Origin of the sequence: Burkholderia sp. E168m15, from assembly GCF_016586105.1 — a bacterium.
In the GTDB taxonomy this organism is placed as follows: Bacteria; Pseudomonadota; Gammaproteobacteria; order Burkholderiales; family Burkholderiaceae; genus Burkholderia; species Burkholderia orbicola.
In genome coordinates this window covers 18,599-29,078 of the sequence record NZ_BCPO01000092.1, presented here as the reverse complement: position 1 = coordinate 29,078, position 10,480 = coordinate 18,599, and the positions used below count along the sequence as shown (strand labels likewise).

Genomic DNA, 10,480 nt, shown 5'->3' with positions numbered 1-10,480 from the left:
GGTGGCGCTGGCGGCCCCAGAGGCGCCCAAGGCACCCGACGCGGCCGACGCCGCCTCGGCCGCGCTGGCCGCCGAGGGCACGACCGGCTGCGGCAGCGCGGTGAAGCCGGCCGCGATCGTGGCGGGCTTCGACGTGTCGCCGACCACCGGTGCGCTCACCGGCTCGGTCGCCGACGCCGCGGCGGCCACGGCCGCGGCCTCGTTCTTCGGGTTCTGGCGCTCGACCAGGTAGTAGTCGAGCACGCGGCGCGCGATCGGGCCGGCGGCCTGCGCACCCCAGCCGCCGTTCTCGACGACCAGCGCGACGGCGATCTGCGGATGGTCGACCGGCGCATACGCGATGAACAGCGCGTGGTCGCGCAGGTGTTCGGCGAGCAGGTGGCCCTTGTAGTTCGAACCCTGCAGCGAGAACACCTGCGCGGTACCGGTCTTGCCGGCGGCGAGGTACTGCGCGCCGCGGAACACCTTGTACGCGGTCCCGGACGGGTTCTCGATCACGTTCTCCATCCCGCGCTTCACGACGTCGATGTCGGCCGCCTTCAGCGGGATCACCTCGCTTTCCTTCGGCACGGTCAGGTGGCGCGCCCGCGAGATCGGGTCCTCGACTTCCTTCACGAGGTGAGGCTTCATCACGACGCCGTTGTTCGCGAGCGTTGCAGTGGCATGCGCGAGTTGCAGGATCGTGAACGAGTTGTAGCCCTGGCCGATCCCGAGGCTGATCGTCTCGCCGTCGAACCACTTCTGTTGCGCGGCCTTCTTGAACGCCTTCTTCTTCCAGTCGGTCGACGGCAGGATGCCGCGCGCCTCGCCCTGGATGTCGATTCCGGTGATCTGGCCGAAGCCGAACGGCTTCATGAAGTTCGCGATCGCGTTCACGCCGAGGTCGCGCGCGAGCATGTAGAAGTAGGTGTCGTTCGACACCATGATCGCCTTGTTCATGTCGACCCAGCCCTGGCCCGAGCGCACGTCGTTGCGGAACGTGTGGCCGCCGAACGTGAAGTAGCCCGGGTCCTGGAAGCCCCAGCCCGGCGTGCGCTTGCCGAGCGTGAGGCCCGCGAGCGCCATGAACGGCTTGTACGTCGAGCCGGGCGGGTAGGTGCCGTGCAGCGGGCGGTTCAGGAGCGGCTTGTCGGGCGAGTTGTTCAGCTCGTCCCAGGTCTGCTGGTCGATGCCGTCGACGAACGAGTTCGGGTCGAAGCTCGGCGACGATACGAACGCGAGCACGTCGCCCGTCTTCGGCTCGATCGCGACGAGCGCGCCGCGCTTGCCGGCGAACGCCTGCTCGGCGACCTGCTGCAGCCCGATGTCGAGCGACAGCACGAGGTTGTTGCCGGGCGTCGCCTGCGTGCGCGACAGCGTGCGCACCGGCCGGCCGCCAGCCGTCACCTCGACTTCCTCGAAGCCCGTCAGCCCGTGCAGCTCGGTCTCGTAGCTCTGCTCGACGCCGATCTTGCCGATGTAGTCGGTGCCCTTGTAGTTGTTCGCGTCGCGGCGCGGATCGTAGTGCTCCTGGTCGCTGTCGTTGTCGTCGCTCATCGCGTCGATGCGATCCTGGTCGCGCTTCGAGATCCGGCCGATATAGCCGATCACGTGCGCGGCCGTCATGCCGAGCGGGTACTGGCGGAACAGCCGCGCGCGCACGTCGACGCCGGGGAAGCGGAAGCGCTGCGCGGTGAAGCGCGCGACTTCGGCGTCGGTGAGCCGCGTGCGGATCGGCAGGCTCTCGAAGTTCTTCGAGTCTTCCTGCAGCTTCTTGAAGCGGCGGCGGTCGCGGGCGTCGATCGGGATGATCTCGGACAGCTTGTCGATCGTGTTGTCGAGCGTGTCGTCGAGCTTCGACGGCGTGATCTCGAGCGTGTACGCCGAGTAGTTCTTCGCGAGGATCACGCCGTTGCGGTCGGTGATGATCCCGCGGTTCGGCACGATCGGCGCGACCGAGATGCGGTTTTCCTCGGCCTGCAGCGCGTATTTGCCGTGCTGCATCAACTGCAGGTAGAAGAAGCGGCTCGCGAGCAGCCCGAAGCAGACGAACACGAACACGCCCGCCGCCGCGACGCGCAGGCGGAACCTCGAGAGCTGCTGTTGGGTGTCGTTGAATTCGGTCATTTAAGGGCAATCTGGCCCGCGCGCGGACGCGGGCGAGGTGCCGCCCCGGAGCGCGGCGCGCGGCGGGCGTGGGGGCGGCGGGTATTCAAGGTCGGTCCGGCTCAGATCGGGCGCGTATCGTCCGGGTCGACCGGGCGGCGTTGCGGCATCAGCAGCAGGTGGCTCGCGATCGGCCACAGCGCGGCTTCGACGAAACCGTCGACGAGATAGCGCCAGCCGGGGAACGCGGCGCCCATCAGCAGGCGGATCACGAACGGCACGAGCTGCGCGGCGACCAGCAGCGGCGTGACGTACAGCACCTGCACGCCGATCGGCATCCACAGCACGCGGCGGTGGATCGTGATCGCGCCGTACGACAGCAGCGTATAGGCGAGCGCGTGCTCGCCGAGCAGCCCCGCGTCGTGCACGTCCATCAGGATGCCGAGCGCGAACGCAACGCCCATCCCGACCTTGCGCGGCTGGTGGATGTTCCAGAACAGCAGCACGAGCGCGACGAAATCGGGCACGCCGGGCAGGCGGCCCCATGGCATCAGGTTCAGCAGGAACGCGGCGGCGAGGCTGAAGACGATGAAGTACGGATTGACCGGCTGCAGGATGTATTGCGGGCGGTTCATCGCTGGGCTCCTGATTGCCCGGCGGCGGGCTTCGCGGGCGCGGCGGCGGGCTGGGCCGGCGCCGCAGGAGCCGCCGGCGCCGGTTTCGCGCCGGGCTGGGCCGCGGCGGCCGGCTTCGCGTTCGCGTCGGCCTTGTCGGCTTTCTCGGCCTTTTCGCCCTTCGCGGCGGCTTTCGCGCCCTTCTTGCCCTTCGCGTTCTTCTCGGCGGCGGGATCGGGCTCGGCCGGACGCGGCGGGATGTCGTTGCGGTAATGCAGCACGAGCATCTGGCGCGCGCCGCGCACGGCCGCGACCGGTGCGCAGGTCACCCGGGCGAACGCGGTATCGGCGAGCTTGTCGACGCGCACGACCTTGGCGACCGGCAGGCCGGGCGGATAGACGCCATCGAGGCCGCTCGTGATCAGCTCGTCGCCGGCGACGAGATCCGCGCTGGTCGGCACGAAGCGCAGGTCGAGCGAATCGCCCTTCGGCGTGCCGTAGATCACGCTGCGCAGGCCGGTGCGCAGCACCTGCACGGGAATCGCGAGATCGCGGTCGGTGACCAGCGTGACTTCGGATTGCAGCGGGAACACGCGCGTGACCTGGCCGATCACGCCGTCCTCGCTGACGACGGGCGAGCCGTCCTGGATGCCTTGCTGCGAGCCTTGCCCGACCACGATCTTCTGCGTGAACGGATCGCTCGTGTCGTACTGGATCTCGACCGGCGTCGATTGCGTCGCGATGTGCTGGCGCAGTTCGAGCACCGCGCGCAGGTGCGCGTTCTCCTGCGTGAGCACGGCGGCCTGGTTGGCCTGCGTCGACAATTGCAGGTTGCGCTTGCGGAGATCGTCGTTCTCGTGGCGCAGCGCCGCGCCGGTGACGGCGAGGTCGGCCGCGCCCATGAACAGGTCGCGCGGCACGAGCGCCGCGCGTTGCAGCGGGTAGAGCACGGTGCCGAGCACGCCGCGCACGATTTCGAGCGTGCTGAAGCGCGCGTCCGACACGAGGAGCGCGATGGCGAGGGCGACGAAGAAGATGAGCCGCGCGAGCGCGGGCGGACCTTGCTTGAAGAGGGGCGGCGGACTGTATTCCATGGTCGGCGCCGGGCGCGTGTGATCGGTTAAATAATGCTCAGACGCGCAAACGGCGCGGCGGTTCGTTCTGAACGAGCGATCCGGCCACGCCGCGGGTGCGTCATATCAAACGGGACTGCCTAGGCGATCACTGGGCGATCACTCGTACGAGAAGATGCTGCCCAGCTTGTCCATGCGCTCGAGCGCCATGCCCGAACCGCGCACGACGCAGGTCAGCGGATCTTCCGCGACGAGCACCGGCAGGCCGGTTTCTTCCGCGAGCAGGCGATCGAGGTCGCGCAGCAGCGCGCCGCCGCCCGTCAGCATCATCCCGCGCTCGGCGATGTCGGCGCCGAGTTCCGGCGGCGTCTGTTCGAGCGCGATCTTCACCGACGACACGATCTGGTTCAGCGGATCGGTCAGTGCTTCGAGGATTTCGTTGCTGGAGATCGTGAAGCTGCGCGGGATGCCTTCCGACAGGTTGCGGCCCTTCACTTCCATTTCCTTGACTTCGGAGCCCGGGAACGCGGAGCCGATTTCCTTCTTGATCGCTTCGGCGGTCTGCTCGCCGATCAGCATCCCGTAGTTGCGGCGGATGTAGTTGACGATCGCCTCGTCGAACTTGTCGCCGCCGACGCGCACCGAGCCTTTGTAGACGATGCCGCCGAGCGAGATCACGCCGACTTCGGTCGTGCCGCCGCCGATGTCGACGACCATCGAGCCGGTGGCTTCCGAGACCGGCAGGCCCGCGCCGATCGCGGCCGCCATCGGCTCCTCGATCAGGTAGACCTGCGACGCGCCGGCGCCGTGCGCCGCTTCCTTGATCGCGCGGCGCTCGACCTGGGTCGAGCCGCACGGCACGCAGATGATGATGCGCGGCGACGGCGAGAACATGCGCGACTCGTGGGCCGTCTTGATGAACTGCTTGATCATCTGCTCGGTGACGGTGAAGTCGGCGATCACGCCGTCCTTCATCGGGCGGATCGCCTCGATGTTGCCCGGCACCTTGCCGAGCATCTGCTTGGCTTCCTTGCCGACCGCCTGGATCGTCTTCTTGCCGTTGGGGCCGCCTTCCTGGCGGATCGACACGACGGACGGTTCATCGAGCACGATGCCCTTGCCGCGCATGTAGATCAGGGTGTTTGCGGTGCCGAGGTCGATCGCGAGATCGTTGGAGAAGTAGCTGCGCAAAAAACCGAACATTCAGAATCCTGTTTCGCTCTGGGCCGGCCCTGCATAGCGAGCGCTGAGGGCGGCAGCGGAAAAAATAACAGCCTCGGGAAGCGTGGCGGAAGCGGCCGCCGCGGCGCACGAAGCTGCGAGTGATGTCTACCGGGGATCGCACGAAGCACGCACGGCTTGCCGAAGCAGGGCGAAACGGTGCGGGAAAAGGCTGCCGGGTTTGGGTCGAACGCGTAATGATACCTTATAATTTCACGGTATTTGAATCGAAACGGGCGGTATTTTTGCCGCTTCGGCCCCGATTTCTGAGGGTGGATCGCACCCTCCAACCCCCCGCCGCAGTGCTGCTTTCGATGCACTGCGCAGCCTTGTTTTTCCGGTGATCGCATGGCCCTGACCCTGACCGATGTGAAACGCATCGCGCACCTGGCGCGACTCGAAATGGCCGACGCCGACGCCGAGCACATGCTCGGCCAGCTCAATGAATTCTTCGGCCTCGTCGAGCAGATGCAGGCGGTCGACACCGCCGGCATCGCGCCGCTCGCCCACCCGATCGAACAGATCCAGGAAGTCGCGCAGCGCCTGCGCGACGACGCCGTGACGGAAGTCGTCAATCGCGACGACAACCAGCGTCCGGCGCCGGCCGTCCAGGACGGCCTCTATCTCGTGCCGAAGGTGATCGAGTAAGCATTCGATGACAAGCGCGCCGGCCGTCCTGCGCCGCGCGCCACCCAGAATTCCAGGAAAACCACTCAATGCACGCAAAAAGCCTGACCGAACTGCGCGCCGCGCTCGCCGCCAAGGAATGCTCGGCCGTCGAGCTCGCGCAGCACTATCTGAAACGGATCGACGCCGCGCGCGACCTGAACGCGTTCGTCCACGTCGACGCCGACCTCACCCTCGCGCAGGCGAAAGCCGCCGACGCCGAACTCGCGCGCGGCGCGGGCGGCGCGCTCACCGGCCTGCCGATCGCGCACAAGGACGTGTTCGTCACGCGCGGCTGGCGCTCGACCGCCGGCTCGAAAATGCTCGCGAACTACGAGAGCCCGTTCGACGCGACCGTCGTCGCCCGCCTGCAGGCGGCCGGCATGGTCACGCTCGGCAAGACCAACATGGACGAGTTCGCGATGGGCTCGTCGAACGAAAACTCGGCGTTCGGCGCGGTGAAGAACCCGTGGGACACGAACGCGGTGCCGGGCGGCAGCTCGGGCGGCAGCTCGGCCGCCGTCGCCGCGCGCCTCGCGCCGGCCGCGACCGGCACCGACACCGGCGGCTCGATTCGCCAGCCCGCGTCGTTCGCGGGCGTGACGGGCATCAAGCCGACCTACGGCCGCGTGTCGCGCTACGGGATGATCGCGTTCGCGTCGTCGCTCGACCAGGGCGGCCCGATGGCGCAGAGCGCGTCCGACTGCGCGCTGCTGCTGAACGCGATGGCCGGCTTCGACGAGCGCGACTCGACGAGCCTCGAGCGCGACGATGAAGACTTCACGCGCCACCTCGGCCAGCCGTGGGCCGCCGGCAACGACGCGGGCAAGCCGCTCGCGGGCCTGCGCATCGGTTTGCCGAACGAGTATTTCGGCGCGGGCCTCGCCGACGACGTGCGCGCGACGATCGACGCGGCCCTCAAGCAATACGAGGCGCTCGGCGCGACGCTCGTGCCGGTGTCGCTGCCGAAGACGGAACTGTCGATCCCCGTGTACTACGTGATCGCCCCGGCGGAAGCGTCGTCGAACCTGTCGCGTTTCGACGGCGTGCGCTTCGGCCACCGCGCCGCGCAGTACGGCGATCTGCTCGACATGTACAAGAAGTCGCGCGCCGAAGGCTTCGGGCCTGAAGTGAAGCGCCGGATTCTGGTCGGCACCTACGTGCTGTCGCACGGTTACTACGACGCGTACTACCTGCAGGCGCAGAAGATCCGCCGCATCATCGCGAACGATTTCCAGGAAGCGTTCAAGTCCTGCGACGTGATCATGGGCCCGGCGTCGCCGACGGTCGCATGGGATCTCGGCGCGAAGGGCGACGATCCGGTGCAGATGTATCTCGCGGATATCTACACGCTGTCGGTGAGCCTCGCGGGCCTGCCCGGCATGAGCGTGCCGTGCGGCTTCGGCGCGGGCGCGAACGCGAAGCGCCCGGTCGGCCTGCAGATCATCGGCAACTATTTCAACGAAGCCCGGATGCTGCAGGTCGCCGACGCGTTCCAGCGCGCGACCGACTGGCACAAGCAAGTTCCGGCAGGGGTGTAAGCACATGGCTACTCAGTGGGAAGTCGTTATCGGTCTCGAGACGCACGCGCAACTGTCGACCGTCTCGAAGATTTTCTCGGGCGCATCGACGCAGTTCGGCGCGGAGCCGAACACGCAGGCGTGCCCGGTCGACCTGGCGTTGCCGGGCGTGCTGCCGGTGCTGAACCGCGGCGCGGTCGAGCGGGCGATCCGCTTCGGCCTCGCGATCGGCTCGACCATCGCGCCGCGCAGCATCTTCGCGCGCAAGAATTATTTCTACCCCGATCTGCCGAAGGGCTATCAGATCAGCCAGTACGAGATTCCGGTCGTGCAGGGCGGCCAGATCACGATCCAGGTGCCGGCCAACGAGAAGGCCGGCAAGCCGGCGTACGAGAAGACGGTCAACCTGACCCGCGCGCACCTCGAGGAAGACGCGGGCAAGTCGCTGCATGAAGACTTCGCCGGCATGACCGGCATCGACCTGAACCGCGCGGGCACGCCGCTGCTCGAGATCGTCACCGAGCCGGAAATGCGCAGCGCGGCCGAGGCCGTGGCCTATGCGAAGGCGCTGCACGCGCTCGTCGTGTGGCTCGGCATCTGCGACGGCAACATGCAGGAAGGCTCGTTCCGCTGCGACGCGAACGTGTCGGTGCGACCGGTCGGCCAGGAGAAATTCGGCACGCGCGCGGAAATCAAGAACCTGAACTCGTTCCGGTTCCTCGAGGAAGCGATCAACTACGAAGTGCGTCGCCAGATCGAGCTGATCGAGGACGGTGGCGAAGTCGTGCAGGAAACCCGCCTGTACGACCCGGACAAGCGCGAGACGCGTTCGATGCGCAGCAAGGAAGACGCGCACGATTACCGCTACTTCCCCGATCCCGACCTGATGCCGCTCGTGATCGGCCGGGACTGGGTCGAGCGCGTGCAGTCCGGCATGCCGGAGCTGCCGGCCGCGATGCAGCAGCGCTTCGTCGACGAGTACGGCGTGTCCGCGTACGACGCGGGCGTGCTGACGTCGAGCAAGGCGATGGCCGCGTACTTCGAGTCGGTGGTCGCGAAGGCCGGCGCAGCGAATGCGAAGATCGTCGCGAACTGGCTGATGGGCGACGTGTCGTCGCAACTGAACCGCGACGGCATCGAGATCGACGCGATTCCGGTGTCGGCCGCGCAGCTCGCGCTGTTGCTGCAGCGCATCGCCGACGGCACGATCTCGAACAAGATCGCGAAGGAAATCTTCGCGACGATCTGGGACGAGAAGGCGACCGACGAAGGCGCGGCCGACCGCATCATCGACGCGAAGGGCCTCAAGCAGATCTCCGACACCGGCGCGCTGGAAGCGATCATCGACGAAGTGCTCGCGGCGAACGCGAAATCGGTCGAGGAATTCCGCGCCGGCAAGGAAAAGGCGTTCAACGCGCTGATCGGCCAGGCGATGAAGGCGACCAAGGGCAAGGCCAATCCGCAGCAGGTCAACGAACTGCTGAAGAAGAAGCTCGGCTGAGCATGCGCGCGCGTCTGAACCGCGCTTGACGACGGGCCGCTCCGAACCAGTTCGGGGCGGCCCGTCGCGTTTGGTGGATGCGTTATCGTATGCACCACACCGTCCAACGGAGGAACGAATGGCGAAACAACCGTCGCTCGACGATTTCCGCGTGCCCTACAGCACGCGCGAGAAGGAAGCCGCCGCATTCAAGCTCGACGCGTTCGACCCTGGTGCGAAGCCGTTTTCGTCCGGCTCGAAGGAGGCCGACCGCGAACGGCTGTCGGTCGTGTCGACCGAGCTCGACGTGCAGCAGGAGCGCTTGCACACGCAGCAGAAGAAGCGCGTGCTGCTCGTGCTGCAGGGAATGGACACGAGCGGCAAGGACGGCACCGTGCGCGCGGTGTTTCGCGAAGTCGACCCGCTCGGCCTGCGCATCGTGCCGTTCAAGGCGCCGACGCCGATCGAGGCCGCGCACGACTTCCTGTGGCGCGTGCATGCGCAGGTGCCGGCGGCGGGCGAGCTCGCGATCTTCAACCGCAGCCACTACGAGGACGTGCTGGTGCCGCGCGTGCTCGGCGCGATCGGCGACAAGGAGTGCGAGCGCCGCTACCGGCAGATCCGCGATTTCGAGACGATGCTGTTCGAGAACGGCACGACCATCATCAAGTGCTTCCTGCACATCTCGAAGGACGAGCAGCGCGCGCGGCTGCAGGCGCGCATCGACGACCAGACCAAGCACTGGAAATTCGACATCTCCGATCTCGACGCGCGCAAGCACTGGGACGCGTACCAGTCCGCATACCGCGACGCGCTCGCCGCGACGTCGGCCGAGCATGCGCCGTGGTACGTGATCCCGGCGAATTCGAAGACGCACCGCAACGTGATGATCGCCGAGCTGCTGCTGCGCACGATGACCGACATGAAGCTGGAATTCCCGCCGCCGAAGCCCGAGCTCGAAGGCGTGAAGATCCGTTAAGCTGCCCCCCTGTAAAAACATCGAACTGAACGGAACCCGACATGATGCGAGTGATTACCGCCAACCTGAATGGCATCCGCTCCGCCGCGAAGAAGGGCTTCTTCGACTGGCTCGGCGAACAGAACGCCGATTGCGTATGCGTGCAGGAAATCAAGGTGTCGGCCGACGACCTGCCGGCCGAATTCGTCGAGCCGCACGGCTTCAAGAGCTATTTCCACCACGCCGAGAAGAAGGGCTACAGCGGCGCGGGCGTGTACAGCCGCCGCGAGCCCGATGACGTGATCATCGGTTTCGGCAGCAGCGAGTTCGATCCCGAAGGGCGCTACGTCGAGGCGCGCTACGGCAAGCTGTCGGTCGTGTCGGTGTACGTGCCGTCCGGTTCGAGCGGCGAGGAGCGCCAGCAGGCGAAGTACCGCTTCATGGCCGAATTCATGCCGCACCTCGCGGCGCTGAAGAAGAAGCGCGAGGTGATCCTGTGCGGCGACGTGAACATCGTCCACAAGGAAATCGACATCAAGAACTGGAAGAGCAACCAGAAGAACTCGGGCTGCCTGCCGGAAGAACGCGAGTGGCTCACGAAGCTGTTCGACGACGTCGGCTACGTCGACGTGTTCCGCACGCTCGATCAGCGCCCCGAGCAGTACACGTGGTGGAGCAACCGCGGCCAGGCGTACGCGAAGAACGTCGGGTGGCGGATCGATTACCAGATCGCGACCCCGGGCGTGGCCGGGACCGCGAAAAGCACATCGATCTTCAAGGACATCAAGTTCAGCGATCACGCGCCGCTGACGATCGACTACGACTACCAGAAGTGATGCGCTGGGTGGCGCCTGGCGCGTAGC

The 10,480-nt window shown here is 66.9% G+C and carries 9 protein-coding genes; 5 read left to right on the top strand and 4 right to left on the bottom strand.

The window, feature by feature from the left end; all coding sequences use genetic code 11:
• From mrdA to JMF86_RS15545, 4 genes are all read right to left on the bottom strand, one after another.
• Window positions 1-2,106, bottom strand: a 2,106-nt coding sequence (gene mrdA, locus JMF86_RS15560; protein ID WP_201317043.1) for a penicillin-binding protein 2, incomplete at its 3' end; no start/stop codon positions are given.
• A 101-nt stretch (window positions 2,107-2,207) separates the two neighbouring features.
• Window positions 2,208-2,720 carry a rod shape-determining protein MreD gene (gene mreD, locus JMF86_RS15555; protein ID WP_006477476.1) on the bottom strand — a complete coding sequence of 171 codons (513 nt, stop codon included), beginning with the start codon at window positions 2,718-2,720 and terminating at the stop codon, window positions 2,208-2,210.
• A complete protein-coding gene (mreC, locus tag JMF86_RS15550; RefSeq protein ID WP_011546475.1) occupies window positions 2,717-3,793 on the bottom strand; it encodes a rod shape-determining protein MreC in 1,077 nt (358 codons plus the stop codon). Before mreC ends, mreD begins: the two co-directional genes overlap by 4 nt.
• A gap of 138 nt (window positions 3,794-3,931) precedes the next feature.
• Window positions 3,932-4,975 (bottom strand): rod shape-determining protein, encoded by a 1,044-nt coding sequence (locus JMF86_RS15545; RefSeq protein ID WP_004189550.1) that lies wholly within the window; start codon window positions 4,973-4,975, stop codon window positions 3,932-3,934.
• A gap of 366 nt (window positions 4,976-5,341) precedes the next feature.
• Here JMF86_RS15545 and gatC point away from each other — a divergent pair, with 366 nt between their 5' ends.
• The 5 genes from gatC (at window position 5,342) to JMF86_RS15520 (ending at window position 10,453) form a co-directional block, all read left to right on the top strand.
• Window positions 5,342-5,641, top strand: coding sequence for an Asp-tRNA(Asn)/Glu-tRNA(Gln) amidotransferase subunit GatC (gene gatC / locus JMF86_RS15540; protein ID WP_006477478.1), 300 nt, complete (start codon window positions 5,342-5,344; stop codon window positions 5,639-5,641).
• Between the two features lie 68 nt (window positions 5,642-5,709).
• Window positions 5,710-7,200, top strand: coding sequence for an Asp-tRNA(Asn)/Glu-tRNA(Gln) amidotransferase subunit GatA (gatA, locus tag JMF86_RS15535; RefSeq protein ID WP_011546474.1), 1,491 nt, complete (start codon window positions 5,710-5,712; stop codon window positions 7,198-7,200).
• A gap of 4 nt (window positions 7,201-7,204) precedes the next feature.
• Window positions 7,205-8,680: an Asp-tRNA(Asn)/Glu-tRNA(Gln) amidotransferase subunit GatB gene (gatB, locus tag JMF86_RS15530; RefSeq protein ID WP_006477480.1), complete on the top strand. Its 1,476-nt coding sequence runs from the start codon at window positions 7,205-7,207 to the stop codon at window positions 8,678-8,680.
• A gap of 118 nt (window positions 8,681-8,798) precedes the next feature.
• Window positions 8,799-9,638: a PPK2 family polyphosphate kinase gene (locus JMF86_RS15525; protein WP_011546473.1), complete on the top strand. Its 840-nt coding sequence runs from the start codon at window positions 8,799-8,801 to the stop codon at window positions 9,636-9,638.
• A 41-nt stretch (window positions 9,639-9,679) separates the two neighbouring features.
• Window positions 9,680-10,453: an exodeoxyribonuclease III gene (locus JMF86_RS15520; RefSeq protein ID WP_006477482.1), complete on the top strand. Its 774-nt coding sequence runs from the start codon at window positions 9,680-9,682 to the stop codon at window positions 10,451-10,453.
• The last annotated feature ends 27 nt before the right edge of the window (window positions 10,454-10,480 follow it).

What these genes read in the sequence shown, in the direction of transcription:
- mreD (WP_006477476.1), bottom strand. Translation starts at nt 2,720, where the DNA reads ATGAACCGCCCGCAATACATCCTGCAGCCGGTCAATCCGTACTTCATC.
- mreC (WP_011546475.1), bottom strand. Translation starts at nt 3,793, where the DNA reads ATGGAATACAGTCCGCCGCCCCTCTTCAAGCAAGGTCCGCCCGCGCTC.
- JMF86_RS15545 (WP_004189550.1), bottom strand. Translation starts at nt 4,975, where the DNA reads ATGTTCGGTTTTTTGCGCAGCTACTTCTCCAACGATCTCGCGATCGAC.
- gatC (WP_006477478.1), top strand. Translation starts at nt 5,342, where the DNA reads ATGGCCCTGACCCTGACCGATGTGAAACGCATCGCGCACCTGGCGCGA.
- gatA (WP_011546474.1), top strand. Translation starts at nt 5,710, where the DNA reads ATGCACGCAAAAAGCCTGACCGAACTGCGCGCCGCGCTCGCCGCCAAG.
- gatB (WP_006477480.1), top strand. Translation starts at nt 7,205, where the DNA reads ATGGCTACTCAGTGGGAAGTCGTTATCGGTCTCGAGACGCACGCGCAA.
- JMF86_RS15525 (WP_011546473.1), top strand. Translation starts at nt 8,799, where the DNA reads ATGGCGAAACAACCGTCGCTCGACGATTTCCGCGTGCCCTACAGCACG.
- JMF86_RS15520 (WP_006477482.1), top strand. Translation starts at nt 9,680, where the DNA reads ATGATGCGAGTGATTACCGCCAACCTGAATGGCATCCGCTCCGCCGCG.